At 41.9% G+C, this 25,635-nt stretch carries 31 protein-coding genes and 1 riboswitch; of the genes, 26 read left to right on the forward strand and 5 right to left on the reverse strand.

Going from position 1 to position 25,635, the window contains the following annotated elements:
- The first annotated feature begins 7 nt into the window (after positions 1–7).
- The 3 genes from ABT997_RS04560 (at position 8) to greA (ending at position 2,716) form a co-directional block, all read left to right on the forward strand.
- Positions 8–508, forward strand: coding sequence for a GNAT family N-acetyltransferase (locus tag ABT997_RS04560; protein ID WP_117744578.1), 501 nt, complete (start codon positions 8–10; stop codon positions 506–508).
- A 62-nt stretch (positions 509–570) separates the two neighbouring features.
- On the forward strand, positions 571–2,172 hold the full coding sequence (gene mltG / locus ABT997_RS04565) for an endolytic transglycosylase MltG (RefSeq protein WP_491009174.1): 1,602 nt from the start codon (positions 571–573) through the stop codon (positions 2,170–2,172).
- Positions 2,173–2,233: 61 nt separating this feature from the next.
- Entirely contained in the window at positions 2,234–2,716 is a 483-nt protein-coding gene (greA, locus tag ABT997_RS04570) for a transcription elongation factor GreA (RefSeq protein WP_154853600.1), read from the forward strand.
- Between the two features lie 399 nt (positions 2,717–3,115).
- On the opposite strand, the gene yidC is transcribed toward greA, so the two are convergent.
- Entirely contained in the window at positions 3,116–4,054 is a 939-nt protein-coding gene (gene yidC / locus ABT997_RS04575) for a membrane protein insertase YidC (RefSeq protein ID WP_350018854.1), read from the reverse strand.
- Positions 4,055–4,132: 78 nt separating this feature from the next.
- On the reverse strand, positions 4,133–4,411 hold the full coding sequence (locus tag ABT997_RS04580) for an acylphosphatase (protein ID WP_023024118.1): 279 nt from the start codon (positions 4,409–4,411) through the stop codon (positions 4,133–4,135).
- A gap of 73 nt (positions 4,412–4,484) precedes the next feature.
- On the opposite strand from ABT997_RS04580, the gene ABT997_RS04585 reads away from it, so the two are divergent.
- From ABT997_RS04585 to yidD, 14 genes are all read left to right on the forward strand, one after another.
- A complete protein-coding gene (locus tag ABT997_RS04585) occupies positions 4,485–5,231 on the forward strand; it encodes a TrmH family RNA methyltransferase (protein ID WP_350018855.1) in 747 nt (248 codons plus the stop codon).
- A 55-nt stretch (positions 5,232–5,286) separates the two neighbouring features.
- Entirely contained in the window at positions 5,287–5,751 is a 465-nt protein-coding gene (locus ABT997_RS04590) for an HDIG domain-containing metalloprotein (RefSeq protein ID WP_117744891.1), read from the forward strand.
- Positions 5,752–5,780: 29 nt separating this feature from the next.
- Positions 5,781–6,467 (forward strand): Bax inhibitor-1/YccA family protein, encoded by a 687-nt coding sequence (locus ABT997_RS04595; RefSeq protein ID WP_350018856.1) that lies wholly within the window; start codon positions 5,781–5,783, stop codon positions 6,465–6,467.
- 82 nt (positions 6,468–6,549) lie between these two features.
- Positions 6,550–7,800: a diaminopimelate decarboxylase gene (locus tag ABT997_RS04600; protein ID WP_350018857.1), complete on the forward strand. Its 1,251-nt coding sequence runs from the start codon at positions 6,550–6,552 to the stop codon at positions 7,798–7,800.
- Positions 7,801–7,856: 56 nt separating this feature from the next.
- Positions 7,857–8,099: a YneF family protein gene (locus tag ABT997_RS04605; RefSeq protein ID WP_006595782.1), complete on the forward strand. Its 243-nt coding sequence runs from the start codon at positions 7,857–7,859 to the stop codon at positions 8,097–8,099.
- 79 nt (positions 8,100–8,178) lie between these two features.
- Positions 8,179–8,973: a glutamate racemase gene (racE, locus tag ABT997_RS04610; protein WP_350018858.1), complete on the forward strand. Its 795-nt coding sequence runs from the start codon at positions 8,179–8,181 to the stop codon at positions 8,971–8,973.
- Positions 8,970–9,938, forward strand: a complete 969-nt coding sequence (locus tag ABT997_RS04615; protein ID WP_048688311.1) for a nucleoside-triphosphate diphosphatase — start codon at positions 8,970–8,972, stop codon at positions 9,936–9,938. The genes racE and ABT997_RS04615 overlap by 4 nt, the downstream gene beginning before the upstream one ends.
- Positions 9,923–10,444 (forward strand): metallophosphoesterase, encoded by a 522-nt coding sequence (locus ABT997_RS04620; RefSeq protein ID WP_048688308.1) that lies wholly within the window; start codon positions 9,923–9,925, stop codon positions 10,442–10,444. The genes ABT997_RS04615 and ABT997_RS04620 overlap by 16 nt, the downstream gene beginning before the upstream one ends.
- The gene (cbpB, locus tag ABT997_RS04625; RefSeq protein ID WP_306474451.1) at positions 10,441–10,902 is read left to right on the forward strand and encodes a cyclic-di-AMP-binding protein CbpB; all 462 of its coding nucleotides are present in this window, start codon (positions 10,441–10,443) and stop codon (positions 10,900–10,902) included. Before ABT997_RS04620 ends, cbpB begins: the two co-directional genes overlap by 4 nt.
- Entirely contained in the window at positions 10,899–11,630 is a 732-nt protein-coding gene (gene xerD, locus ABT997_RS04630) for a site-specific tyrosine recombinase XerD (protein ID WP_006595787.1), read from the forward strand. Before cbpB ends, xerD begins: the two co-directional genes overlap by 4 nt.
- Complete coding sequence (locus ABT997_RS04635; protein ID WP_154853585.1) at positions 11,630–12,340, forward strand: segregation/condensation protein A; 711 nt, start codon at positions 11,630–11,632, stop codon at positions 12,338–12,340. The genes xerD and ABT997_RS04635 overlap by 1 nt, the downstream gene beginning before the upstream one ends.
- Entirely contained in the window at positions 12,333–12,902 is a 570-nt protein-coding gene (gene scpB / locus ABT997_RS04640; protein WP_023024095.1) for an SMC-Scp complex subunit ScpB, read from the forward strand. Before ABT997_RS04635 ends, scpB begins: the two co-directional genes overlap by 8 nt.
- A complete protein-coding gene (locus tag ABT997_RS04645) occupies positions 12,892–13,620 on the forward strand; it encodes a pseudouridine synthase (protein WP_023024093.1) in 729 nt (242 codons plus the stop codon). Before scpB ends, ABT997_RS04645 begins: the two co-directional genes overlap by 11 nt.
- Positions 13,620–13,874 (forward strand): membrane protein insertion efficiency factor YidD, encoded by a 255-nt coding sequence (yidD, locus tag ABT997_RS04650; RefSeq protein WP_048688293.1) that lies wholly within the window; start codon positions 13,620–13,622, stop codon positions 13,872–13,874. The genes ABT997_RS04645 and yidD overlap by 1 nt, the downstream gene beginning before the upstream one ends.
- 77 nt (positions 13,875–13,951) lie before the next feature.
- Here yidD and ABT997_RS04655 read toward each other — a convergent pair whose 3' ends face one another.
- Both ABT997_RS04655 and trkA read right to left on the reverse strand, forming a co-directional pair.
- Entirely contained in the window at positions 13,952–15,412 is a 1,461-nt protein-coding gene (locus ABT997_RS04655; protein ID WP_048715397.1) for a TrkH family potassium uptake protein, read from the reverse strand.
- A gap of 3 nt (positions 15,413–15,415) precedes the next feature.
- Positions 15,416–16,771: a Trk system potassium transporter TrkA gene (gene trkA / locus ABT997_RS04660; protein WP_048688284.1), complete on the reverse strand. Its 1,356-nt coding sequence runs from the start codon at positions 16,769–16,771 to the stop codon at positions 15,416–15,418.
- Between the two features lie 300 nt (positions 16,772–17,071).
- Between trkA and ABT997_RS04665 the strand changes: the two genes are divergently transcribed.
- The 8 genes from ABT997_RS04665 to ABT997_RS04700 all read left to right on the forward strand — a co-directional run bounded on the left by ABT997_RS04665 (position 17,072) and on the right by ABT997_RS04700 (position 23,500).
- Positions 17,072–17,614 (forward strand): tRNA (cytidine(34)-2'-O)-methyltransferase, encoded by a 543-nt coding sequence (locus ABT997_RS04665; protein ID WP_287514657.1) that lies wholly within the window; start codon positions 17,072–17,074, stop codon positions 17,612–17,614.
- Positions 17,615–17,699: 85 nt separating this feature from the next.
- Positions 17,700–17,934: riboswitch (FMN riboswitch) on the forward strand.
- 215 nt (positions 17,935–18,149) lie between these two features.
- Positions 18,150–18,707, forward strand: coding sequence for an ECF transporter S component (locus ABT997_RS04670; RefSeq protein WP_195323678.1), 558 nt, complete (start codon positions 18,150–18,152; stop codon positions 18,705–18,707).
- The gene (locus ABT997_RS04675) at positions 18,697–19,347 is read left to right on the forward strand and encodes a phosphatase PAP2 family protein (RefSeq protein ID WP_350018859.1); all 651 of its coding nucleotides are present in this window, start codon (positions 18,697–18,699) and stop codon (positions 19,345–19,347) included. The genes ABT997_RS04670 and ABT997_RS04675 overlap by 11 nt, the downstream gene beginning before the upstream one ends.
- Before the next feature lie 3 nt (positions 19,348–19,350).
- Positions 19,351–19,662, forward strand: a complete 312-nt coding sequence (locus tag ABT997_RS04680; protein WP_350018860.1) for an MGMT family protein — start codon at positions 19,351–19,353, stop codon at positions 19,660–19,662.
- A 23-nt stretch (positions 19,663–19,685) separates the two neighbouring features.
- A complete protein-coding gene (gene mnmL / locus ABT997_RS04685; RefSeq protein WP_350018882.1) occupies positions 19,686–20,627 on the forward strand; it encodes a tRNA modification radical SAM protein MnmL/YtqA in 942 nt (313 codons plus the stop codon).
- Position 20,628: 1 nt separating this feature from the next.
- A complete protein-coding gene (gene mnmM / locus ABT997_RS04690) occupies positions 20,629–21,186 on the forward strand; it encodes a tRNA 5-(aminomethyl)-2-thiouridylate-methyltransferase MnmM (RefSeq protein WP_129270209.1) in 558 nt (185 codons plus the stop codon).
- On the forward strand, positions 21,179–21,442 hold the full coding sequence (locus ABT997_RS04695; RefSeq protein WP_350018861.1) for a hypothetical protein: 264 nt from the start codon (positions 21,179–21,181) through the stop codon (positions 21,440–21,442). The genes mnmM and ABT997_RS04695 overlap by 8 nt, the downstream gene beginning before the upstream one ends.
- A 3-nt stretch (positions 21,443–21,445) precedes the next feature.
- Complete coding sequence (locus ABT997_RS04700; protein ID WP_129270211.1) at positions 21,446–23,500, forward strand: cation:proton antiporter; 2,055 nt, start codon at positions 21,446–21,448, stop codon at positions 23,498–23,500.
- An 83-nt stretch (positions 23,501–23,583) separates the two neighbouring features.
- On the opposite strand, the gene ABT997_RS04705 is transcribed toward ABT997_RS04700, so the two are convergent.
- The gene (locus ABT997_RS04705) at positions 23,584–24,387 is read right to left on the reverse strand and encodes an ABC transporter ATP-binding protein (RefSeq protein ID WP_350018862.1); all 804 of its coding nucleotides are present in this window, start codon (positions 24,385–24,387) and stop codon (positions 23,584–23,586) included.
- Positions 24,388–24,443: 56 nt separating this feature from the next.
- Between ABT997_RS04705 and ABT997_RS04710 the strand changes: the two genes are divergently transcribed.
- The gene (locus ABT997_RS04710; RefSeq protein WP_350018863.1) at positions 24,444–25,571 is read left to right on the forward strand and encodes an AI-2E family transporter; all 1,128 of its coding nucleotides are present in this window, start codon (positions 24,444–24,446) and stop codon (positions 25,569–25,571) included.
- Positions 25,572–25,635: the final 64 nt, after the last annotated feature.

Below are 25,635 nucleotides of genomic sequence, written 5' to 3' on the forward strand. Positions count from 1 at the left end.
AAGAAAAATGAACATTCGTCGTGCAACTATTGATGATTTAGAAGCCATTCTTGCCATAGAACTGGAAAATTTTAGTCCAGAAGAAGCAATAGATGAGACAGTGCTTGCCAAACATATCGAATCGTTTCATAATAGCTTTTTAGTGGCTGAAAAGGATGGCCAGCTCCTAGGCTATCTAGAAGGACCAGTTACTCAAAAGAGATATGTGGATGACCGTTCTTTTACAGTGGATGTAAGGGATGAGTCGCATCTACCAGGAGGTTTTATTACCATTACAAGTCTTTCGATAGCTCAGTCTGCACAAGGCTTAGGGGTTGGGAAAGCCCTGCTTGAGACCATGAAGAGGGTTGCTTTAGAAGAAGGACGGGAAGGGATCAGCCTGACCTGTCATGATTACTTGATTGAGTATTATGAAAGGAACGGCTTTGTAAACGAAGGTCGCTCGGCCTCTAACTATGCTGGGGAAGTCTGGTACGATTTAGTATGGGAGGTCCCATCAAGTAAGTAATCAATAGGATTTGAGGCCCTCAAGCCTCGTTCCTATTGCTTTTCTATCCCTTTTAAGATATAATATTAAGGATTATGACAAGGGGGGTCAAGTATTTGACTGATAACCAACAAGAGAATGAAAAATTATTAAGCTTTAAAGAGCGGATTCTCCGTGATCTTGAAGAAGCAAATAAGCAGATTGTACAGGTTGAAAAAGAATATGATTTACCTGTTCAAGAAATCTCTAGTCCAGAAAACAAAGAAGAAGAGACGGAAGGATCACTTCCTGAACTTGTGTCAGAAGAGTCCGAAGTTCAGGACAAAGTAGAAATTCCAGAGGAAGCAGAAGTACCAGAAGTTACGGAAATTCCCGACCTTAAAGGTATAGAAGATGAAACTCAAGAAGAAACACCTCTACCAGTTCAAGAGCCAACTCGAGAACCAGAAGTCTCAAGTCAGCCAGTAACTGTTTCGAAAAAAGAAACCCCGGTATCTAGTGTTTCGCGCAAGGATCGTGACCAACGTGTTCAGAAAAAGAAAAAACAGAATACTATTGCTAAACGAATCGTCTTGACGGTTCTAGGAATTCTTTTTGTCTTAATGGTTGCAACTGGAATTTTCGCAGTGACCTATGTTCGATCTAACTTAAATGCAATGGATGTCAAGTCTACAGAGTTTGTAACCGTTGAAATTCCTGCTGGATCTAGCAATCGTGAAATTGGGACTATCTTGGAGAAAAAAGGCTTGATTAAGAATGGTCAGTTCTTCAACTATTACACCAAGTTTAAGAATTATGGAAACTTCCAATCCGGTTATTTCAATCTACAAAAGAGTATGGATCTAGAGACCATTATTCAAAAATTGCAAGAGCAAGGGACCAAAACTCCGGAACCACCGGTCTTAGGAAAAATTACGATTCCTGAGGGCTACACAATTGATCAAATCGCGCAAGTGGTTTCTGTGGATGCTAGTTCTAAATCTGGTGCCAAGACTCCATATACGCAAGAAGAATTCTTAAAAGTAATCCAAGATGATGCTTTTATTGAAAAGATGGTAGCCAAATATCCTAAGTTACTAGCAACCTTACCGTCCAAAGAAAGTGGGGTACGCTATCGCTTAGAGGGCTATCTCTTCCCAGCTACTTACGGCTATGGAAAAGATAGTAAAATGGAAGATCTTGTGGACCAAATGTTAGCTGCAATGGACCAAAATCTTTCAGCCTACTATGACACTATGGAAGCTAAAGACATTGATGTCAATGAGGCATTGACTCTGGCTTCTTTGATTGAAAAAGAAGGCGCTACAGATAAAGACCGCAAGGATATTGCCAGTGTCTTTTATAACCGTTTGAATCAAGATATGCCTCTTCAAAGTAATATTGCCATCTTGTACGCACAAGGCCAATTAGGCAAGAAGACGACACTAAAAGAAGACGCAACGATTGACACCAATATCGATTCACCTTATAATATCTACAAGAATACTGGTTTGATGCCTGGCCCAGTAGATAGTCCAGGGTTATCTGCAATTGAAGCAGCCGTCAACCCAAGCAAGACAGACTACCTCTACTTTGTAGCAAATGTAGAGACTGGGGAAGTCTATTTTGCGAAAACTTATGAGGAACACACTAAAAACGTGGAAGAACACGTGAATAGCAAATTAACAGAAAGCAGCTCAAACTAAGGAGGATGTGGCATGCCACACCTTTTTAGTTCGAAAAAAATAATAGAAAAGAGAAAAAAATATGGCAGAAAAAACCTATTCAATGACCCTAGCTGAAAAGCAAAAGTTAGAACTAGAATTAGAAGAATTGAAATTAGTTCGTCGTCCAGAAGTTGTAGAGCGGATTAAAATTGCTCGTTCTTACGGAGACCTTTCAGAAAACAGTGAATACGAAGCCGCTAAAGACGAACAGGCTTTTGTTGAAGGGCAAATCTCCAGCCTAGAAACAAAGATTCGTTATGCTGAAATTGTCGACAGCGATGCTGTCGCTGTTGATGAAGTAGCGATTGGAAAAACCGTTACCGTTCAAGAAATTGGCGAAGACGAAGAAGATGTCTACATTATTGTTGGTTCAGCTGGAGCGGATGCTTTTGCTGGTAAGATCTCAAATGAAAGTCCAATCGGTCATGCCTTAATTGGTAAGAAAACAGGGGACACTGTGACGATTGAAACTCCAGCAGGAAGCTACCAAGTGAAAATCTTGAATGTGGAAAAAACAGAATAAAAAATGAGAGTGAGTCACTCTCATTTTTTTTTGAAGATAAAGTCATCTGAAAAACTTTCCTTAGGTGACTACGGACGTCAGCGAACTTCGAAGAAGTTCCATGACTTAGTTTTGAGACCTTCGCTCTTTAATTTCCAGGCTCAGGCTAAAACAGTTCCCCAAACTGTTTTACTCTCAAAACTCCCGAGTGCCTGAAACACAATAGTTTCAGGCACTTTTCTCACAGCGGAAAGTTTTTCATCTTCTTAAATAACAAAAAAATAAAAGTCATTTTTTGATAATCATCTAACTGTTTTATGTAAAACAATAGTTTGTATCTATTATTATATGAGAATGAGTCACTCTCATTTTTTTTAGTAATGGAAAAGCCGAGATATCATCTCGGCTTTTTTGCTAATATTAGTTACGGTTGCGTTGTTTTCCAGCATTTCGTTTTTTATTTCCGTTAGTTGGAAGGGAACGATTCGCATTGGTTGGATTAGTAGGTGTAATATCTTTTTTAACGCGACGTCCATTGGATGCTGGAGCTTTTGGAGGATTGTTTTTATATTCCTCAGCTACTTGTTTCCGCAATCTTGGACGGATGAGATAGTTAATGACAAACTGTTGAATAATCTGTACAAAACCACCGACTACCCAGTAAAGGGTTACACCAGCTGGTGCCATCAAAGAGAAGACGGCAATCATAATTGGACTCATGAGAGCCGTTTTCTTCATAGTTTCTCTTTGGGTTTCATCTTCGATACCATGGAGAGAGAGCATGCTTTGAATGTAGTAAAGAACAGCAACAACTAAGGTTAAAGCCAGACTTTTCGAACCGACATCAATGCCAAGGAAACTGCTCTTGTTGACTCCTGGAGTATATTGAGCTGCAAAATAAAGAGCTGAGAAGAATGGCATTTGAATCAACAAGGGCAAGCATCCAATACCGCCGAATGGGCTGACGCCGTTTTCTTTTTGGGCATTCATCAATTCAGAATTGGCAAGTAGTTTTTCTTCTTGAGTCTCTGCATTTTTAATACGTTCTTGAATCGGTGCAAAAATCGGTTTGAGGTAGTTCATCTTTTCTGATTGGTAGGTTGCCTTCCAAGATTGATAAATACCTAGAGGGAAGATGATGATTCGAACGATTACGGTTACTAAGATAATCCCTAGACCAAAGCCAAGTCCAAGATCCGTCGCAAAGAAATTGATGGCTTCTCCCATTGGTTTTCCAATGAGATTCCAGACGAAACCGGTCGGTTGTTTGGTCGTCTTGTCAATGCTGACACATCCCGTTAAGAGGAGGAGGGCAGACAAGCTGAGGGCTGCAAGTAGATAACGTTTATATTTTTTCACGAGTTTTTATCCTTTAATTTTAAATAATACCTTTCTATTCTACTGTTTTTTTATCAAATTAACAATAGTTCTCTGGACTTAATTTGAAATTTTAAAATCTTTGTAGGGTTCGAAGTTTGCCAGATGGACGTCCAGATAAGAAACCTTGGAAAAAGGAGTAGGACCTTTTCGTATTTCTTGGATAAATTTGGCCATGAGGGCATTGTCTTCGCAGGCGGCAAGGATAGTGACTGTGCCGTCATCATTGTTCCAGACTCGACCTGTAATACCTCCGATTTCTAGTGCTAAGCTATAAACTCCCCAGCGGAAGCCAACACCTTGGACTCGACCTTGGGCTGTCATTTCAACTTTTTGCATGCTTGTTCTCCTTGTGATTGAATTCCTACTCAGGACGGAGAAGCTCCTCCTGTGAATGTGGTATAATAGTCTTATGAATATTATAACCTCTAAGTCCAATAATGGGATTAAAAAAGTTAAAAAACTTCATCAAAAAAAATACCGAACAGACTCATACCTGATTGAAGGCTGGCATCTTTATGAAGAAGCTGTCAATCATCAGGCTCCGATTGAACAAGTCTTTGTTCTGGAAGAGTTTGTTGATAAAATCAAGGTCGATGCGAAAGTAACCATCGTAACTCCGGAGGTTTTATCAGAAATTACTGATTCCAAAAGCCCTCAAGGAATCGTGGCAGAAATTAAGATACAGCCCATTCAGCATCTTCAGCTGACTCAAGGGCGGTATTTATTGTTAGAGGATGTTCAAGATCCAGGCAACGTCGGCACCATGATTCGGACTGCCGATGCAGCAGGCTTTGACGGGGTGCTTTTAACCGATCAATCGGCAGATTTGTATAATATGAAAACCTTGCGCTCTATGCAGGGGAGTCATTTTCATCTTCCTGTTATCCGTTTACCTAAGGAGCAACTCTTAACAGCCATTGAAGAAAGTCAGCTACCTATCTATGCGACCACCCTGTCCCAAAACTCTGTTGACTATAAGCAAGTGGAGAAAGTCCCTGCTTTTGTACTGGTCATGGGCAATGAAGGACAAGGAATTAGTTCCAAGATGGCTGAGAGTGCAGATCAGCTGGTTCATATCACCATGCCAGGTCAGGCAGAGAGCCTGAATGTCGCTGTTGCTGCTGGGATTTTGATCTTTTCTATGATTGAAGAATAGTGCGCTAGTAAGATGTGAGGAGGTGAGACGCATGTATTGACAAGACAAAGAATATATGGCTGAGGTCGGACATTTGATCCAGCATCCCAAACTTCAAAAATTAAAGGAAATTCCCCACCATATTCATTCCAACCGCTTGGAGCATTCCATTCATGTTAGCTACACCAGCTACCGTATTTCTAAGAAGATGGGCTGGGATACCAAAAGTACAGCAAGGGGAGCACTCTTACACGATCTTTTTTACTACGATTGGCGACAGGTCAAATTTAACAAGAGCCATGCCTGGGTACATCCTCGGATAGCTGTCCGAAACGCAAAAAAGATAACAAGCCTCAATAAAAAAGAAGAGGATATCATCCTCAAACATATGTGGGGCTTGACGCTTGCTCCACCACGCTACAAAGAATCTTTCCTCGTGACCATGGTCGATAAGTACTGGGCTATCAAAGAAGCCTCAGAACCAATGAGAAAAAAGTGGTCAAAGAGGAGACTTTTCCATCGAAAAATGTTAAAATCATAATAATTTAAGTTTGAAAGGAATGATTGATCATGAATCAACAAACCGTTATCCACGAACAAAGTGGGATTAATAGCTTTTATAGCAAAATTTATTCTCTAGTCGGAGTTGGAGTTGGAATCTCAGCTGTTGTATCGGCTTTGATGATGACCCTTTTCCAAGAAACCTTCATATATATTCTAACTCAGGCTCCATGGGTCTACTATATTGCTATTGCCGTTGAATTGATTTTGGTCCTTGTCGCTTCTAGACAATCGGTGAAAAACAATCCCATGGCCTTGCCTCTCTTTTTAACTTATTCAGCTTTGAATGGGTTTACCTTGAGTTTTATCATTGCACGCTATGCTCAAGCGACAGTTTATAAAGCCTTCGTCGTTAGTGCCTTGATGTTCTTTATCATGTCAGCCATTGGTCGTGTGACCAAAAAAGACTTGTCTGGAATGGGCCGAGCATTTATGGGAGCCTTGATTGGAATTATCATTGCTTCGATTGCGAATATTTTCTTACAAAGCTCTGGTATGGATTATGTCCTTAGCATTCTTTGTGTGATTATCTTTGCAGGTTTGACTGCTTGGGATAACCAAAAGATTCGTTATGTCTATGAACAATCCAATGGTCAGCCAACCAATGGATGGGTTGTTGCTTTGGCTTTAGAACTCTATCTTGATTTCATCAACTTGTTCATCAATATTCTACGTATTTTTAGACGCAACGATTAAGAAAAAGAGCCGGGGAACCGGCTTTTTTTGTTGGAAAACTTGTGATATACTAAAGAAAATTGATAGAAAAGAGAAGCTTCAAATGAAACGCCCATTTATTAGCAGAGAGCAATTAAAACAAATTACGGAAACCTATCCAACTCCCTTTCACCTATATGATGAAGCTGGGATCCGGCAGACAGCCCGTGCCCTCCATCAAGCTTTTTCTTGGAATCCAGGATTTAAGGAGTATTTCGCTATCAAAGCGACCCCGAATCCAGCCATCCTAAAAATCCTCAAAGAAGAAGGCTGTGGCGTGGACTGTGCTAGCTATGTGGAGTTGCTGATGGCACAAAAATTAGGATTTACAGGTCAAGAGATCATGTTTTCTTCCAACAATACGCCGGCTGAAGAGATGGTTTTTGCTCGTCAACTAGGAGCGACTATCAACTTGGATGCCTACGAAGATGTAGCCTTCTTACAATCTGTTGCGTCACTACCAGAGGTCATCTCTTGCCGCTATAATCCAGGAGGGGTGTTTGAACTAGGAACGGATATCATGGATCACCCTGAAGAGGCAAAGTTCGGCATGACCAAGGAGCAATTGATCCAAGCATTTATTGAGTTGAAAGACTTAGGAGTCAAACGCTTTGGGATCCATGCCCTTTTAGCTTCGAATACCGTCTCCAATGATTATTATCCAGAATTGGCCAAGCAATTATTCCAGTTGGCAGTAGAAGTGGTTGAAAAGACAGGGGTGACCTTGGACTTTGTCAACCTCTCAGGTGGGGTTGGAGTGAACTACAAACCAGAAGACCAACCAAATGATATTGCTGTGATTGGTGAGGGTGTTCGTCGGGCTTACGAGGACATTTTAGTTCCGGCCGGCTTAGATCAAGTGAAAATCTATACGGAATTAGGCCGCTTTATGCTGGCATCCCATGGCCTATTGGTCACTCATGTCACCCATAAGAAACAGACTTATCGGACCTATCTAGGAGTAGATGCTTCGGCTGTCAATCTCCTCCGTCCCGCTATGTACGGTGCCTACCACCATATCACCAATCTGGATCGTCCAGATGGAGAGACCGAAGTAGTAGACATCGTTGGTAGTTTGTGTGAAAACAATGACAAGTTTGCCAAGAATCGGGAATTTCCTGTCTCTGAGATTGGAGATCTTTTGGTCATCCATGATACAGGAGCGCATGGTTATTCTATGGGTTATCAGTACAATGCCAAGCTTCGCTCTGCCGAGATTTTATTAGAAGAATCGGGTCAAACTCGTCTCATCCGACGGGCCGAAAAACCAGAGGATTACTTTGCAACATTGTATGGCTTTGACTTTGAAAAATAGGGCCTTTTTGGTATAATAGAAAATGTGTAAATATTGAATTTAGGAGAAAAACACTTATGTCTACATTTTTGACAATTTTATTGATTATCCTTGCTTTCTTTGGTGGAATGTTGGCAGGTATGTACCTACTTCGCAAGCAGTTTGAAAAAGAATTTGCATCAAACCCACGTTTGAATGTTGAAGCAGTTCGTACATTGTTGGGAGCTAGTGGTCAACGTCCAAGTGAAGCGAAGGTGCAACAAGTTTACCGTCAAATTCTGAATCAACAAAAAGCATCTTTGAATACGAAGAAGAAATAAAAGCAAAACAGATGACACAATAAAATAAGTAGGGGGACTTTAAGATTTTTCTTGGTCCCTTGTTTTGAAAGGAAGGCAGATGGACAATCGACCAATTGGTTTTTTGGATTCGGGTGTCGGAGGGTTGACCGTTGTTCGCGAATTGATGAGGCAACTTCCCCATGAAGAGGTGGTCTATATTGGTGATTCCGCTAGAGCACCTTATGGGCCGAGACCAGCAGATCAAATTCGTGACTATACTTGGGAGATGGTTCGTTTTCTCCTAACGAAAAATGTGAAGATGATTGTTTTGGCCTGTAATACGGCGACAGCCGTTGTATGGGAAGAGGTGAAAGAAGCATTGGGCATCCCTGTTTTAGGAGTGATTTTGCCAGGAGCTTCCGCAGCGATCAAGGCGACAAAAAGCAAACGAATTGGGGTGATTGGGACTCCAATGACGGTTGCCTCAGATATTTATCGGAAAAAAATTCAAAGCCTGTCACCAGAAATGGCAGTAGAGAGTTTATCTTGTCCGAAGTTTGTCCCTCTGGTGGAATCCAATGAGTTGCAGTCCAGTGTTACAAAAAAAGTCGTCTATGAAACATTGAAACCTTTGGCTGGGAAAGTGGATACGCTGGTTTTGGGATGCACCCATTATCCTCTCCTTCGCCCTATTATTCAAAATGTCATGGGGCCAGAGGTTCAATTAATTGATAGCGGTGCTGAGTGTGTCCGGGATATCTCGGTCTTGCTCAACTACTTTGAGATTAATCGCAGTCGTCAACTGGAGGACTGCCACCATCAGTTTTATACAACGGCCAATGCAGCCAGTTTTGCAGCGATTGCCAAGACTTGGTTGCATCAAGTCGTTCATGTGGAGCATGTAGAATTATGAACCAAAAGATTTATGAATACAAAGATGCCTTAAATTGGTTTCTAGCTGAATGGGGAGATCGGAGTGACTATAACGAATATAGTGAAGTCTCTTCAGAAGCTTCTGAGCTTGTTGACCTAGTAGAATCACTAGTTGGAGACACAGATTTGGGCTTTCCCCTAAATGTAACGGTTGTTCGTTACGCCTCTAGTTTGCAGTTTTTGACCTTCCTCTTTCAAATCGTTGAGGAAACACTAGGTCGCAAAATTGAAATCGTGCAGCGTCAAGGAGCTCTTCTCATTGTAGAAGGAGAGCAATTGCTCTCTGTTTATCTGCCAAAGAATGGTCTTCCACTTGCAGATTTTTTGGGCCAGGAAGGTCTTAAGGATCGCTTGCTAATCGCTACTCGGAATGAAGGAAAAACCAAAGAGTTTCGTCAGATCTTTGAACAAATGGGTTTTGAAGTCGAGAATCTCAATGACTATCCAGATCTTCCAGAAGTCGCTGAAACAGGAATGACTTTCGAAGAAAATGCTCGCCTAAAAGCTGAGACAATTTCACAGCTAACAGGGAAAATGGTGTTGGCAGATGATTCAGGACTCATGGTCGATATCCTTGGGGGCTTACCAGGTGTCTGGTCTGCTCGCTTTGCAGGTGTAGGAGCGACCGACTTAGAGAACAATGCCAAGCTCTTACACGAGTTGGCGATGGTCTTTGAATTGAAGGATCGGTCAGCAAAATTTCATACAACCTTAGTGGTTGCCAGTCCTGGTAAGGAGAGCCTTGTTGTGGAGGCGGATTGGCCAGGATATATCAATTTTGAACCAAAAGGTGAGAACGGGTTTGGCTATGATCCCCTCTTTCTGGTAGGAGAAACAGGTAAGACATCTGCTCAACTAACTCTAGAGGAGAAAAATCAACAATCGCATCGTGCTTTAGCCGTGAAGAAATTAGTGGAGGTATTCCCAGCATGGCAGAACAAGTAATTATCGTCATGAGCGATTCTCATGGCGATCGTCAGATCGTAGAAGAAATCAAAAACCACTATAAAGGAAAGGTCGATGCCATTTTTCACAACGGTGATTCTGAGTTAGAAAGTACCGACCCTGTATGGGAAGGCATTCATGTTGTTAAAGGGAACATGGACTTTTATGGGGAGTACCCAGAACGGTTGGTGACGCAATTGGGTCCTACTCGGATTATTCAAACCCATGGTCATCTTTTCCAAATTAATTTTAGTTTTCAAAAGTTAGATTTGTGGGCCCAGGAAGAAGATGCAGATATCTGCCTCTATGGCCATCTGCATATTCCGGATGCTTGGAAGGAAGGGCGTACCCTTTTTCTGAACCCTGGGTCAGTCAGTTTACCGAGGGGGCCTATTCAAGAGTGCCTCTATGCTAAAGTGGAAATTGATGCAGATTCCTATCGAGTTGAATTTTTAAATCGGAAGCATGAGGTCTATGAACCTCTTACAAAGGAGTTTGATCGATGATCGCCAAGGAATTTGAAGAATTTATTCTTCAAGAAGAAAAGACTTTTTTGACACCAGCGCGGAATTTGGCTGTTTTAATTGATACCCACAATGTGGATCATGCCATCTTGGTGCTGAGTCAAATTAGCTACACTCGTGTTCCTGTTGTAACCGATCAGATGAAGTACGTAGGGACGATCTCTTTAACAGACATTCTTTCTTACCAAATGAAACATGATTATTCTGATGAAGTCTTTTCATCCATGGATATCGTTCATATGACGAAGAAGGATGGAGAGTACTTAGAAAAAGAGTATAATTTGACAGAAGTCTTGCATAAGTTGGTAGAGGAATCCTTTTTACCAGTTGTTTCAGAGGATGGAGTCTTTGAAGGGATCATCACTCGAAAATCCATTTTAAAAGCCATCAACTCCCTCATGCACAATTTCTCAAATGAATATGAGATGAGGAAAAAATGAAAGAATACATAGCTAGTTTTATCAAAGAAAAAGACTTAAGTGAAAATTCACAGACGGCATATTCTTATGATTTGGATCAGTTCGTGGATACTGTTCATAACCATGTCTCAGATACCAATCTTCGAATTTATCAAGCTTCGATTAAGGATTTTAAACCAGCTGTTCAAAAACGGAAGCTATCAGCCGTCAACCAATTTCTGTTTTATCTTTATCAGCACCAGGTTATTGAGGATTACCATCGTTTGGTCCTTCCAAAAGTCTCTGTGCCGAAAAGCCACGATCAAGAACTATTGGACTTATCCCTCTTGTGGGAAGGATCAGACTTATCTCAAGGACGCTTGATTGCCCTATTGATTGTCGAGATGGGCTTGTTGCCTAGTGAAATTCTTCAGTTGAAAATCGTTGATATTGAACTGGATTTCCAGGTTTTACGAGTAGGGAAAGAAGGACAGAAACGGGTTTTGCGTATCCCGGATGCACTTCTGGGAGAGTTGACAGATTTGATGACAGGGACTTATTTATTTGATAACAAGGGCAAGGCCTATTCACGACAGTGGGGCTTCCGTCAATTAGAGTCCTTCCTATTGGAAAAAGGTTTTGAAAATCTTTCGGCGCAATCCTTACGGGAACAATACATTTTAAAACAAAGAGAACAGGGGATGGATCTGTTTAGCATCGCCCGAGAGCTCGGTTTAAAAACCCTAGTAACCCTAGAAAAGTATAAGTAATGGATATTAAAATAAAGGATTTTGAAGGTCCCTTGGATCTTCTCTTACACCTCGTTTCAAAATACCAAATGGATATTTATGAGGTTCCTCTAATTGAGGTGATCGAGCAGTACTTGGCCTATCTAACGACCCTTCAAGCCATGCGACTTGAGGTTGCTGGTGAATACATGCTGATGGCCAGTCAATTGACCTTGATTAAGAGTCGGCGTCTCCTTCCAAAAATTGCGGAGCAAGCAACGGATGAAGAAGATTTGGAGCAGGATCTCCTGTCTCAAATCGAAGAGTACCGGAAGTTTAAACTATTGGGTGAAAAGATGGCCCTTCAACACGAGGAGAGAGCCCAGTACTTTTCAAAACCCAAAACGGAATTAGTCTATGATGATGCTGAATTGGTCCATGACAAGACCACGATAGATCTTTTCTTGGCCTTTTCAAAATTGTTAACGAAAAAGAAGGAAGAATTTCGACAAAATCATACGACCATTGTTCGAGACGAGTATAAAATTGAAGACCTGATGAATGTTGTTCGTCACTTGTGTCAACCTGGTAAGAGAATCTTACTACAAGATATTTTTGAGGAAGCCAAGGATGTCAACAAACTGATTACAGTCTTTTTGGCGACTTTGGAATTAATTAAAGTACAAGAAGTTGAGGCTCTTCAGGAAGAACCATTTGGAGATATTATTTTAGTAGGATTAAAGAATGAGTAAAATTGCAGAGATGGAGGCCCTCTTGTTTGTTGCAGGAGAAGATGGTTTAACGGTGAGGCAGATTGCCGACCTCTTATCCCTTCCTCCCACAGGGGTGATTCAGAGTTTAGAAAAATTGGCCCAGAAATATGAGCAGGATCAAGATTCTAGTATGGCCTTATTGGAGACAGCGTCAACCTATAAATTAGTGACCAAGTCCCAATATGCAGAGCTGTTACGTGAGTATTCAAAGTCACCAATGAATCAAAGTCTCTCTCGTGCCGCCTTGGAAACTCTCTCCATCATTGCCTATAAACAGCCGATTACTCGGATTGAAGTCGATGATATTCGAGGGGTGAACTCTAGCGGGGCTATTTCAAAATTACTTTCTTTTGAGTTGATTCGAGAAGATGGGAAGAAAGAAGTCATTGGGAGACCTAATCTCTATGTGACGACAGATTACTTTTTGGATTACATGGGGATTAACCACCTAGACGAGCTACCAATTGTTGAAGAGACTGAGTTAATCGGTCAAGAAAGCCAATTATTTACAGAAAGAACTGAGGAAATTGATGAGAATTAACAAATATATTGCTCATGCTGGTGTCGCAAGCCGCCGCAAAGCAGAGGAATTGATTAAGCAAGGCCTTGTCACTGTAAATGGCCAAGTGGTCCGTGAATTGGCGACAACGATCAAGTCTGGAGACAAGGTAGAAGTAGAAGGTCAACCAATATACAACGAGGAGAAGGTTTACTACCTCTTAAATAAACCAAGAGGGGTCATCTCCAGTGTATCAGACGATAAAGGGAGACCAACTGTTATTGATTTGTTACCGCAAGTCAAGGAACGGATTTATCCTGTCGGTCGTTTGGACTGGGATACTTCTGGTGTCCTGATTTTGACCAATGATGGTGATTTTACGGATGAAATGATCCACCCGCGTAATGAGATTGATAAGGTTTATGTTGCGCGCGTGAAGGGATTGGCGAACAAAGAAAACTTGCGTCCCTTGACTCGTGGTGTGACCATCGATGGCAAAAAGACCAAGCCAGCAACCTATGAGATTCTAAAGGTTGATCCAGAAAAGAATCGCTCAGTTGTCCAATTGACCATCCATGAAGGACGCAATCACCAGGTCAAAAAGATGTTTGAAGCCGTTGGCCTCTTGGTGGATAAATTGTCCCGGACCCAATTTGGAAATCTAGACGTTTCTGGACTTCGTCCTGGTGAATACCGCCGTCTCAATAAAAAAGAAATCAGCCAATTGCATACCCTTGCAGTGACAAAGACGAAAAAATAATGAAGAAATGTGCGATCGGCCTTGTTCGTCTCTATCAACGCCTTCTTTCTCCCCTCTTTCCACCCTCCTGTCGCTATAGTCCTACCTGTTCCAACTATATGATTCAGGCTATTGAACGGCATGGTTTGAAAGGGATTCTGATGGGGCTTGCCCGGATTCTTCGTTGCCATCCCTGGAGCAAGACTGGAGTAGATCCAGTTCCAGATCATTTCAGTCTGAGAAGCCACCTAGAAGAAGAGAAAAGCGAAAATTAAGTTAGAGCAAACTTTCATAAGAAGTCTCACTCAGAGCAAAGAAAAAAGTTTTGGAAATTCTCCAAAACTTTTTGTTTTTAGCGATCGGACCAAGTGCGAGGCATAAAGAGCAGTAACATCGGGTAGATTTCTAACCGTCCTGCAATCATGGCAATTGATAGTAAGAATTTAGAGATGGGGCTAAAGATAGCGAAAGTATCCGTTGTCCCAATCATCGGTCCGATATTGTTAAAGCAACTAAAGACAGCACTGACAACCGTCATAAAATTGTTGCTGTCAAAGCTGACAACCGCAATGAGGGCGATCGTAATCAAGGTATAGACTACGAAATATTTTAAGATTTTGTGCTGGGTGTCTTTATCTAAGGCAGTGCCATTCACATGTAAGGTCATCACCCGGTTGGGTGAGAGAGTCGAACGAATTTGATTCTTTCCGATTCGAGCTAAAATCAAGCAGCGAATCACTTTTAGTCCCCCAGCCGTTGAACCAGCGGATCCACCAACCACCATGAGCATGAGAAGGAGGAACTGAGAAAAGAGCGGCCAATCAACAGTATTGCCAAAACCAAATCCAGTCGTGGTAATGACATTGGAGACTTGGAAAAAGGACATTTCAAAACTATCTGCAAAATTATGATAGAGATGGAAAATGTTGCAGGCAATCAGAAGGGAAGAAACCCCGACAATCATCAGGTAGGTGCGAAGTTCTTCATCGCCGAAGAAGGCTTTGAACTTGCGAAGCATGATGTAGTAATAAAGGTTAAAATTGACCCCAAAGACCAAGACTCCAAAGCTGACCAAATAGGTGATGAGGGTCGAATGGTAGTGGGCAATCCCGTCATTGAAGACGGTGAACCCACCAGTACCAGCAGTCCCCATAGCAATGATAAAGCTATCATAAAGAGGCATACCAGCACAGAAGTAGATCACGACAAAGAGGAAGAAGAGGGCCAAATAGAGGTAATAAAGGATTTGAGCTGTGTTCTTCAATTTGGATACAATTTTACCAAATACGGGACCAGGCACTTCTGCCTTCATCACTTCGAGGTGGCTGTTCTTGTTATTGTCCATAATAGCTAGGGCAAAGACCAGCACCCCCATCCCTCCGATTAAGTGGGTGAAACTACGCCAGAATAGAAGGGAAGGACTGAGGACGGAGACGTCATTTAAAATAGTTGCCCCTGTAGTCGTAAAACCAGAGCTAACTTCGAAAAATGCATCAATGATGTTTGGGATTTGTCCTGAAAAGACAAAAGGAAGAGCACCAAAGAAGGACCAGAGGATCCAACACAAAGCCACAATCAGAACGCCTTCCTTGGCATAGATGTGAAAATCTTTGGGTTTGAAAAAGGAACCAATGCCTCCCAATACAAGGAGGATGGCAATGGTTGCAAATAGGGAGAGAAAGACAGTTGGGCTATCCTTGACAACAAAATCGTTCTTTAGATTGAGAAGTGCAACCACAATCGGCACACAGAGCAACATAGCTTCAATCAGAAGGAGTTTTGCTAAAAGGTAGCGAATCATACTTTTGTTCATGGCTTACCCCTCTAACAAATCATAGATTTTAGTGATGTTGCTGATTAGGGTAGTAACGATAATGCGATCCCCTATCAAAAGATGGTCATCTCCAGTTGGGAAAATAGCTTTCCCGTTTCGAATAATGGCTGCGATGAGAACACCTTTTTTCAATTTCAGTTGTGCCAAAGGTTTGCCCGTCATTTTGTTTTCTTCGCGAATCTGGAATTGAAGTGTCTCAATTTGACCGTTGGCAACGTGGTGCAAGGCTTCAAGATTTGAATAGCGGGCATTATAACGTCCACGGATGAAATGCATGATGGTATCCACCGCAATACCCTTCGGTGTCACAATACTTGAAAAATCTTGCCGATCAATAATTTCCAGCAGGCTAGTTCGGTTGACCTTGGTAATATTCTTTTGAACACCTACGCTATTTAGGAACATAGAAGCGATAATGTTTTCTTCATCGACCCCTGTTAGTGTCGCCACGGCATCAAAGTTACCTGCGCGCTCTTCCATTAGAATATCTTTTGATGTCCCATCTCCTTGGATAACATAGAGATCAGGGAATTCTTGACTAAACCATTCTGCTCGTTTTTGATCGATTTCAATGACTTTTAAGTCGATCTTCCGTTTGCTATTTTCCAAAATATTTAGGAGATAGTAGGAAATCTTGCCAGCTCCGATCAGAAGCAGACTTTTAACAACTTGCGGTCGAATGCTATTGTGGAAGTCTACGATTTCCACTCGATTTCCAGTCATAAAAATCTTATCAAAGGCTTGTAAAGTGAAGTCGCCATCTGGAATCGTTAACTGACCTTGCCGTTCGATGGCACAGATAATGATGTTTCCGTATTTCTTTCTGAATTGAGAAAGAGTCATCTGGCAGAGTGGGCTTTCCTCCTTGATTTTGAACTCCATGAAGGCCACTCGCCCACCAGCGAAGTGCTCAACGGATAAGGCATTTGGGAAGTCAATGCTATTAGCAATGTAGCGAGCAGCAAGAAGCTCAGGATTGACAACTAGAGAGAAGCCGAGAATATTTTTCTCTTTAAAATAAGAATTTGAGTATTCCGGATTGCGAACCCGGACAATGGTTTCTTTGGCTCCCATTTTTTTGGCTAAGACGGCAGAAACCATGTTGACTTCGTCTTGCTCTGTTAGGGCGACAAAGATGTCACAGTCCGCTACATCTGCTTGTTCGAGAATTTTAAAGTTGGCACCATTTCCAACAATACCAATGATATCGTAGCGTTTGGTAATGTGATTAACGACGGCTTCATCTTGTTCGATCAAGATGACATCGTGATTTTCTGCGACGAGGGAACGACAGAGTGCTGTTCCGACTTTACCGCCTCCAACTACAATAATTTTCATGAATATTTCCTCCAAAGTATGATTCTATCTTACTCTATTTTCAAAAAAAAATCACCTCTTAATGGTGGAGATAGGGCATAAAGGGGCAGATTCTCTAAACTACATGAAAGAGAATGTAAAAAAGTGAAATTTTTTTGTCGAAATAGTTGACAGGAGGCATGAAAGTGGTATACTGATACAGTAACCTCATTGATTTACCTCAAACCTGTTGTGAGTTAAGTTAATGAAGTCGTAACCACGCTGTTTGCTGAGCTTGACTCCGGGCAGTGTGGCTATTTTTTTGCCAGAAATGAGATTGTGATGAATATTGAAGAATTAGATTATACAGAAACCAAATCAAAAAACCATGTAGTTCTTTACCAACCTCAAATTCCCCAAAACACAGGGAACATCGCTCGTACTTGTGCAGCTACCAATGCCCCCCTTCACATCATTCGGCCCATGGCTTTTCCTATCGATGATCGGAAGATGAAACGTGCGGGACTGGATTATTGGGATAAGTTGGATGTTCGCTTTTACGACAGCTTGGATGAATTTATGGAGGCTGCAGCTGGAGGAAAGGTCCACCTGGTTTCAAAATTTGCTGATCAGACTTATTCAGATGTGGATTACAATGATGATGCAGAACATTATTTCATTTTTGGTCGTGAGGACAAAGGCTTACCAGAGGATTTTATGCGGCTTCATGCTGAAAAGGCGATTCGGATTCCGATGAATGATGAGCATGTTCGAAGCTTGAATGTCTCCAATACCGTTTGTATGATTGTATACGAAGCCCTCAGACAACAGGAGTTTGCAGGCTTAGAGCTGGTCCATCAGTATGAGGGAGATAAGTTGAAGTAGGAAGAGGCTCTTTACAAAAGGAGTTTCGTTGTAACTTTTGATATTACAAAACACTTGCAATAGCAGGTGTTTTTTGTTATGATTAAGGAGTCTTCAGGGCAGGGTGAAATTCCCGACCGGCGGTGACTTTTACTAGGAAATGCTCTTTTCCTTTTCTACCTTGTTGCCAAGCTTTGCCTAACTAGAAGTTATGCCTAGAGCTTGTCGCCTCGTCTAAAAGAAAAATCTCCATTTCCATACTCTAAAAGAAGTCCGCGAGCGCAAGCTGATGTGGTGTGACTCCACAACCGACAGTATAGTCTGGATGGGAGAAGACGAGAGAGGAACAAACCTGTTCTTATTGATGATGGACTTGATGGAAATTTTGTTGATTTTATAAGAAATTAGTCTTTGCGCTTTTTCTTGTAGCATCAGGGCTTTTTTCGTCAAGTATTAAGGAACTGTTTAAGTTTTCTTTAAAACGATTGAAATAGAATAAGGTTAAGGGAATCTTTCCAACTTCTTCTAATTTTAGTAAAAATTGGAGGAACCTGTGATGACAAATACTCGTAAACTGACCCTAGTGGCTGTTTTATCTGCACTTTCTTTTCTATTGATGTTTTATCAACTATCAATAGGGATTGATTTTTTAAAGGTTGACTTTAGTACGATCCCAATCTTACTCGCCTTAGTTCTATTAGATTTGAAGAGCTCAGTTGTGGTGGTTTTGATTCGATCGGTTCTCAAGTTGGTTCTGAATGGTCGAGGAGCTGAGACCTTGGTTGGCTTACCAGTTAACATAATTGCTGTCTTAGTCTTTGTCTTAGCATTTGCAGTCATTTGGAATAAGAAGAAAAACCAGGTTCGGTTTGTGATTGCTAGTCTAGTTGGGACCATTGGTTTAACCATTTCCATGCTCCTAGTCAATTACTATTATGCTATCCCTCTCTATGCTAAATTTGTTGGTTTTGACATAGCAAAGATGGTCGGAGTTGAAAAGTATCTTCTCAGTATGGTTGTTCCCTTTAATCTAATAGAAGGACTGATTTGGGCTGTGACCTTCTGGATGGTATACACTGTCGTACAGCCCCTACTTAAAATCTATGAAAAATAAACAATCTCATTTTTTAAAGGGCTCTTTTGCCCTTTTGTTATTTATGATTCTGGGCTATGTAGTCAAATTTTATCCTGAAAATTTAGTCGGAATCGATCAACCGATTCAATCGGCTATTCGCGGGGATTTACCAGCCTATTTGACAGCCTTCTTTACCCGTGTAACAGTGCTGATGAACACACCAATTGTTGCATCCTGGGTTGGCGTCATCGTCCTCTTCTTTGTCTGGAAGAAATGGTATACGGAGGCCCTCCTCCTCACCGGGAGTTTGGTTACAACTGGATTACTCGTGGTGATCCTGAAACACATCTATTTACGCCCACGTCCAGCACTTCAACACTTGATACAAGAGGGTGGCTATTCTTTTCCGAGTGGTCACTCTTTAGCAGCCACCCTCGTATTTGGTAGTTTGATTATTATTGTAGGACAACGCATGACCTCTCAAGTCGGAAAAGTCATGGCTCAGATTGCCCTCTTCCTTTGTATGGTGACCATTGTTGTATCTCGTGTCTACGTTGGGGTTCATTACCCGACAGACGTGACAGGAAGTATGCTTTTGGGATTTGGTCTATTGCAAATGGTCTTTCCTTGTTACGACCGTTTGCGTTTTGAATGGCGCTTTAAGAGTAAGCAGAAGTAAAGCATGAACGATATATTTGAAGAAAAGGTCCTAAAGGTCGTTGCTCAGATTCCCCTGGGATGTGTGGCCACCTATGGTCAAATTGCCCAACTCATTGGCTATCCTCGCCATGCCCGCCAGGTCGGCAAGGTCTTGGGCACTTCTACTAAAGCTGTGACCTATCCCTGTCATCGGGTCGTGACCTCTACTGGTCGCTTGGCTCCTGATTGGGAAGAGCAAGGCACGCTTCTCTGGGCAGAAGGGGTAGAACGGAAAAAGAATGGCTGTGTCAATCTTAAAAAATACAAATGGAAAGCAGAGGAGACTCAACTTTGAGTTCACTCTGCTTTTTTGCTATAATGAGGGGTATGAAATCCTATACGACCTTAAATGATTATTACCGAACCTTATTTGGAGAAAAGACCTTCAAAGTCCCAATCGATGCGGGCTTTGACTGTCCCAATCGTGATGGAACTGTTGCTCGTGGGGGCTGTACTTTTTGTACAGTTTCTGGCTCTGGGGATGCTATCGTAGCACCAGATGCCCCTATTCGAGATCAGTTCTATAAAGAAATTGACTTTATGCACCGTAAATGGCCGGATGTCAAAAAGTATTTGGTCTATTTTCAAAATTTCACCAATACCCATGAATCCGTCGATGTCATTCGGGAGCGCTATGAGCAAGCCATCAATGAGCCAGGTGTCGTAGGGATGAACATCGGGACACGGCCAGACTGCTTGCCAGATGAAACTTTAGACTACCTAGCAGAATTGACAGAGCGCATGCATGTGACCATTGAGCTGGGCTTGCAGACGACTTATGAAGCAACTTCTGAACTGATCAACCGGGCTCATAGTTATGAGCTCTATGTAGAAACGGTGAAGCGGATTCGCCAACAGGTCCCTAAGGCAGAGATTGTTTCGCATTTAATCAACGGTCTGCCAGGGGAGACGCATGAGATGATGGTAGAAAATGTCCGTCGTTGTGTGACGGACAATGAAATTCATGGCATTAAATTGCACCTGCTCCATCTCATGACCAATACCCGGATGCAGCGAGACTACCATGAAGGGCGATTGCAATTGTTGAGTCAGGAGGAATACGTGTCGGTCATCTGTGACCAACTGGAGATTATTCCTAAGGAGATCGTCATCCACCGGATTACAGGAGATGCTCCACGCGAAATGCTGATAGGACCGATGTGGAGTCTTAATAAGTGGGAAGTACTGAATGCCATTGAAACAGAAATGCGTCGTCGAGGAAGTGTTCAAGGCTGTAAAGTAGGAAAATTGGAGGAGTAGCATGTTGCGACCATTAGAAATGGCCCATGATTTTCTTAGGGAAGTCATTACAGATCAAGATACCGTCGTTGATGCGACCATGGGCAATGGCCATGATACCCTTTTCTTGGCTAAACTAGCCAAAGAAGTTTATGCATTTGATATTCAAGAGCAAGCCTTGGTCCATACGCAGAAGCGTTTGGAAGAAGCTGGCCTTTTCAACGCCCACCTTATTTTAAAGGGGCATGAAGAAGTAGATAGTTATGTCGACCAGGTCAAGGCAGCTATCTTCAACTTAGGCTATCTTCCTTCAGCAGACAAGTCGATTATTACCCAGCCCAGAACAACGATTCAAGCCATTGATAAACTCTGTCACTGCTTGGTCAAGGGTGGGCGGATTGCCATTATGATCTATTATGGTCATGAGGGTGGAAATCTAGAGAAGGACGCGGTTTTAGATTTTGTCTCCCAACTTCCTCAACAAGAATTTACGGTCACTAGTTACCGGACTCTGAACCAAATCAATCATCCCCCATTTTTAGTCATGATTGAAAAATTAGAAAGTTATCGCCATGGATAAAGAATTTTTAAAAAATAAAATTGAAGATCTTCGCCACAATTTTGTGGAGTCAACCTCTCATGAACGTGCAGTCGGTTTTTTGGATGAAGCACGGATGAGCAAAAAGATGATCAAAATCAAGAAGAAGCTGGTCTCTCTTGAAATGGAACGTTGCCAGAAGAAAATTGAGCACAAGGATCTGACAAAGATTGATCAAAAGATCCAAGAACAAAAGCAATTCTTTGAGGACTGTTGTAACCAACGATCAGGAGGATAAGGGATGGAGATTCTTGTATATGCCATTGTCTTTTCCCTGATCCTGATTGTCTCCAATGCGACCAATAAGTTGATTCCGACCTTGCCCCTCCCCTTGATCCAGATCGTCCTTGGGATTGGGATTGGCTTTCTCTTACCCAATTCTGAGTATCACTTAGATACCGAACTCTTTTTGGCCTTGGTTATTGGACCATTACTCTTTCGAGAAGCAGAAGAAGCAGACATTACCTCGATTTTGAAGCACTGGCGCATTATTGCCTTTTTAATCTTCCCAGTCATTTTTATTTCGACCCTTAGCTTGGGCTGGATGGCTCATCTCATGTGGATGGGAATTCCTTTGGCTGCTTGTATGGCAGTTGGGGCAGCGCTCGGTCCGACAGATTTAGTGGCCTTTGCCTCTCTATCGGAACGCTTTTCCTTTCCAAAACGAATCTCCAACATTCTAAAAGGAGAGGGCTTGCTCAACGATGCTTCAGGCTTGGTCGCCTTTCGTGTGGCACTGGCTGCATGGACCACTGGAGTATTTTCCTTGGGCCAAGCTAGTTGGGACTTGGCTATCTCCATTTTAGGCGGTTTTGCGGTAGGGATTGTGACAGCAGCTATCAACCGTGGGCTTCAAAAATTACTGCTCAGTGTTCGGGCAACAGATATTGCCAGTGAACTCATTTTAGAATTGAGTCTTCCTTTGTTAACCTTCTTTATCGCAGAAGAGATCCATGTGTCGGGGATTATTGCGGTGGTCGTGGCTGGAATTCTAAAGGCTAGTCGGTTTAAGAAAATTACCCTACTAGAAGCCAAAGTCGATACGGTCACGCATACGGTTTGGAATACAGTCAATTTTGTCCTCAACGGTTCTGTCTTTGTCCTCTTGGGGATGGAGCTAGAGATGATTTCTGAGCCAATTCTTAGGACTCCCTTTTACAACAATCTGCTCTTGATTGTGACTGTTCTCTTATTGACGGGACTCTTGTTCCTGATTCGCTTTTTGATGGTGTATGGATTTTACTGGTACAGGGGTTTCCAATTGAAAAAATCCATTGACAAGTATCTGAAAGATGCCCTCTTATTGACCTTTTCAGGGGTCAAAGGAACGGTGTCTATTGCGACCATTCTCTTGATACCAACGCATTTAGAAGCAGAATATCCTGTTCTCTTGTTTTTAGTAGCAGGGGTCACTTTGTGTAGTTTCTTACTCGGCCTTCTCATCCTACCGAAGCTCTCCGAAGACAAAGAGGAATCCAATGATCATTTGATGCACATTGCTATCTTGAACGATGTCGTCATGCTATTGGAAAAAGAGTTGACGGTGACTAAGCAGAAGGGTCCTTTGTATGCGGCGATTGATAATTATCATGGGCGGATAGAAAATATGATTCTCAGTCAGGAGGATAAGGCGACTCAAAGAGACTGGGAACAACTGAAACTCCTTATTCTTAGTATCGAGAATGATGGTTTGGAACAGGCTTATGAAGAAGGAAAGATTCGAGATAGAAGTTACCATGTCTATCAACGTTATCTTCGATCCATGGAGCAGAAGGTCAACCGCAATCTGTCATCCCGCCTGACCTATTATTTCTTGGTACTCTTCCGCTTGCTCCGGCTGCTTTTGCACGAGCTTGTGACCTTTGGATCAGGTATTCGGGCATGGAAAAACGGAGAGAATTACAAGCTCGAAGCCATTGACTATGACCAGATTGCTGCCTTGTATTTGGCCAATACAGAAATTATTATCGAGAGTTTGGAAAACCTAAAAGGGGTTTATCGCAGTAGCTTGGTTTCTTTCCTTCAAGAATCACGCTTGCGTGAAACGTCTTTGATTACCAGTGGAGCCTTTGTAGAGCGGGTTATCAATCGGATCAAGCCCAATAATATTGATGAGATGCTAAGAGGTTATTACCTGGAGAGAAAACTCATTTTTGAATATGAGGAACAGCATTTGATTTCGGCCAAGTATGCGCGTCGCATGCGGCAAAATGTCAACGAATTGGAAAACTATTCCTTAAGAGAAAGTGCCAATACTCTTCCTTATGACATGATCAATTACGCTCGAAATCGATGAAAATGATTTTCAGCTAAATAGAAGAAAAGAGATCGGTGACGCTTGTCCCAATCTCTTTGTTTTGTATCTTAGCAGACTATTGATTACTTGTCTGGTTGAATGTAATAGCGGTCCTCTCCGATTGGAATTAGCTGGACTTGTCCTCCATAAAAGTCTGATAGAGTTTCTTGGGTGAGAATTTCCTCCTTAGGTCCTTGGGCAAAACTTTGTCCGTCTTTGAGGAGAAGGACATGGCTAAAGGACTTGGTGATTTCCTCTGCATGGTGGGTGACAAAGAGAATGGTCGGTGCCTTTTCCATCTGTTTGATCTGGTGAATCAGTTGAAAAATCGCTTCCCGAGCAAACAAGTCGAGCCCACTTGAGGCTTCGTCAAAGATAAGAAGATCGGGTTCTTCCATGAGACTGCGGGCGATAAGAATAGTCTGTTTTTCCCCTTGAGAGAGAGTCCGGTATTTTCGCCCAATCAAAGCACTAGCCCCGATGCGACGCAACATGGATTGTGCTTCATCGAGTTCTTTCTCTCCATAAGTTGTATAGAGAATGCTACTCTTGTATTTCCCAGTGAGGACGATTTCTTCCGGAGAAAGAGATTCGGGAATACGCTCAGAAATAAAGGAGCTGACCACTCCGATTCGCTTGCGGAGCTCAGGTATGCCCCCTTGTCCAAATTGTGTCCCGAGAACGGAAACCTCTCCTTCCGTTTTCCAATATTCCGCCATTAAGAGACGAAGTAGGGTTGATTTGCCAGCACCATTTAGTCCAAGGATGGCCCAGGTTTCCCCCTTATTGACAGTCCAATTCAAACGGGAAAGGAGACTTTTCCCTTCTTTTCTGAGAGTGACGTCTTTCAGTTCAATTAAGCTATCTTTCATCTTTTTAACCTTCATAAAAATATTCTCTATTTTACCATAAATATGATAAAATAGCAGATAGGAGGAAAGGGATGTTTCATAAAAGTAAATTATTTTTCTGGACCTGTGAAGTCCTAATATTAACGATTATATTCTATATTTGGGGAAGTATGGGAAGTCTCATTTCTCCATTTGTATCTGTTCTGAATACCATTATTCTTCCATTTTTGATTGCTGGTTTCTTGTATTATATCACCAACCCAATCGTAGAATTTTTGGAAAAGAAATTTCATCTAAATCGAATTTTGGGCATTCTATTAACCTTGGTAACCCTTTTTGGATTGATTATTTATGGGATTGTTTATATCTTGCCTATTTTGATCAACCAGTTGACAAGCTTGATTAATTCAACCCAAGGTTTGTATTGGGAAGTGCAAAGTTTTGTAACGAAGTTATCTAAGAATCCAGCCTTTCAGAGTATCAATATCCAATCGACCATTCAGCAACTAAACCTATCTTATGTAGATATTCTACAGAATATCTTGAATAGTGTGACCAATAGTCTGGGTAGTGTGGTATCGACAATTGTCAATACGCTCTTTATTCTCGTCATGACCCCAATTTTCTTGGTTTATTTCTTGATAGATGGGAAAAAATTGCTACCGATGTTAGAGCGGACCATCCTGAAGAATGACCGACGGAATATTACCTCTCTCTTAGTGAGCCTCAACCAAACGGTTTCTCGCTATATTAGTGGAATTGCTATTGATGCCTTGATTATTGGAACTCTAGCCTTTATTGGATATAGTTTTATCGGTTTGAAGTATGCCTTGGTCTTTGCGATTTTCTCAGCCTTGGCCAACCTCATTCCTTATATTGGACCGACAATTGGCTTGATTCCCATGGTGGTCACTTATGCTTTTACCGATTTCAATATGATGGTTAAAGCAGTCATCTTCATGTTGATTGTTCAACAAATCGATGGAAACATCCTTTATCCACGAATTGTCGGAGGCGTAATGAAGGTGCATCCCATTACGATCATGGTCCTCTTGCTCTTATCCAGTAACATCTATGGTGTAATTGGAATGATTGTGGCGATTCCGGTTTATTCGATTGGTAAAGAGATTGTAAAATTCCTCGCAGCCTTGTATGAAAGTCATAAAAAGACACAGAAGCAGCGCAAGCAGGAAGAATTTGGGATTATTAATAAATCCTAGTAGAATAAATACAAAGGGAATGAACAACCATTCCTTTTTTTGTTTATATAACCTGAAAGACTAG

Origin of the sequence: Streptococcus australis (genome assembly GCF_040226615.1) — a bacterium.
GTDB lineage: Bacteria > Bacillota > Bacilli > Lactobacillales > Streptococcaceae > Streptococcus > Streptococcus australis_E.

Bases quoted from the DNA above. Each gene is read 5' to 3' on its own strand.
- ABT997_RS04710 (WP_350018863.1), top strand. From the start codon at position 24,444: ATGTTTCATAAAAGTAAATTATTTTTCTGGACCTGTGAAGTCCTAATA.
- ABT997_RS04645 (WP_023024093.1), top strand. From the start codon at position 12,892: ATGAGAATTAACAAATATATTGCTCATGCTGGTGTCGCAAGCCGCCGC.
- ABT997_RS04590 (WP_117744891.1), top strand. From the start codon at position 5,287: ATGGCTGAGGTCGGACATTTGATCCAGCATCCCAAACTTCAAAAATTA.
- ABT997_RS04595 (WP_350018856.1), top strand. From the start codon at position 5,781: ATGAATCAACAAACCGTTATCCACGAACAAAGTGGGATTAATAGCTTT.
- ABT997_RS04675 (WP_350018859.1), top strand. From the start codon at position 18,697: ATGAAAAATAAACAATCTCATTTTTTAAAGGGCTCTTTTGCCCTTTTG.
- ABT997_RS04585 (WP_350018855.1), top strand. From the start codon at position 4,485: ATGAATATTATAACCTCTAAGTCCAATAATGGGATTAAAAAAGTTAAA.
- mnmL (WP_350018882.1), top strand. From the start codon at position 19,686: ATGAGGGGTATGAAATCCTATACGACCTTAAATGATTATTACCGAACC.
- ABT997_RS04620 (WP_048688308.1), top strand. From the start codon at position 9,923: ATGGCAGAACAAGTAATTATCGTCATGAGCGATTCTCATGGCGATCGT.
- ABT997_RS04665 (WP_287514657.1), top strand. From the start codon at position 17,072: ATGAATATTGAAGAATTAGATTATACAGAAACCAAATCAAAAAACCAT.
- ABT997_RS04580 (WP_023024118.1), bottom strand. From the start codon at position 4,411: ATGCAAAAAGTTGAAATGACAGCCCAAGGTCGAGTCCAAGGTGTTGGC.
- ABT997_RS04705 (WP_350018862.1), bottom strand. From the start codon at position 24,387: ATGAAGGTTAAAAAGATGAAAGATAGCTTAATTGAACTGAAAGACGTC.
- ABT997_RS04700 (WP_129270211.1), top strand. From the start codon at position 21,446: ATGGAGATTCTTGTATATGCCATTGTCTTTTCCCTGATCCTGATTGTC.
- ABT997_RS04680 (WP_350018860.1), top strand. From the start codon at position 19,351: ATGAACGATATATTTGAAGAAAAGGTCCTAAAGGTCGTTGCTCAGATT.
- mnmM (WP_129270209.1), top strand. From the start codon at position 20,629: ATGTTGCGACCATTAGAAATGGCCCATGATTTTCTTAGGGAAGTCATT.
- ABT997_RS04695 (WP_350018861.1), top strand. From the start codon at position 21,179: ATGGATAAAGAATTTTTAAAAAATAAAATTGAAGATCTTCGCCACAAT.
- ABT997_RS04615 (WP_048688311.1), top strand. From the start codon at position 8,970: ATGAACCAAAAGATTTATGAATACAAAGATGCCTTAAATTGGTTTCTA.
- ABT997_RS04560 (WP_117744578.1), top strand. From the start codon at position 8: ATGAACATTCGTCGTGCAACTATTGATGATTTAGAAGCCATTCTTGCC.
- xerD (WP_006595787.1), top strand. From the start codon at position 10,899: ATGAAAGAATACATAGCTAGTTTTATCAAAGAAAAAGACTTAAGTGAA.
- greA (WP_154853600.1), top strand. From the start codon at position 2,234: ATGGCAGAAAAAACCTATTCAATGACCCTAGCTGAAAAGCAAAAGTTA.
- ABT997_RS04600 (WP_350018857.1), top strand. From the start codon at position 6,550: ATGAAACGCCCATTTATTAGCAGAGAGCAATTAAAACAAATTACGGAA.
- trkA (WP_048688284.1), bottom strand. From the start codon at position 16,771: ATGAAAATTATTGTAGTTGGAGGCGGTAAAGTCGGAACAGCACTCTGT.
- ABT997_RS04605 (WP_006595782.1), top strand. From the start codon at position 7,857: ATGTCTACATTTTTGACAATTTTATTGATTATCCTTGCTTTCTTTGGT.
- ABT997_RS04670 (WP_195323678.1), top strand. From the start codon at position 18,150: ATGACAAATACTCGTAAACTGACCCTAGTGGCTGTTTTATCTGCACTT.
- racE (WP_350018858.1), top strand. From the start codon at position 8,179: ATGGACAATCGACCAATTGGTTTTTTGGATTCGGGTGTCGGAGGGTTG.
- cbpB (WP_306474451.1), top strand. From the start codon at position 10,441: ATGATCGCCAAGGAATTTGAAGAATTTATTCTTCAAGAAGAAAAGACT.
- ABT997_RS04655 (WP_048715397.1), bottom strand. From the start codon at position 15,412: ATGAACAAAAGTATGATTCGCTACCTTTTAGCAAAACTCCTTCTGATT.
- ABT997_RS04635 (WP_154853585.1), top strand. From the start codon at position 11,630: ATGGATATTAAAATAAAGGATTTTGAAGGTCCCTTGGATCTTCTCTTA.
- yidD (WP_048688293.1), top strand. From the start codon at position 13,620: ATGAAGAAATGTGCGATCGGCCTTGTTCGTCTCTATCAACGCCTTCTT.
- scpB (WP_023024095.1), top strand. From the start codon at position 12,333: ATGAGTAAAATTGCAGAGATGGAGGCCCTCTTGTTTGTTGCAGGAGAA.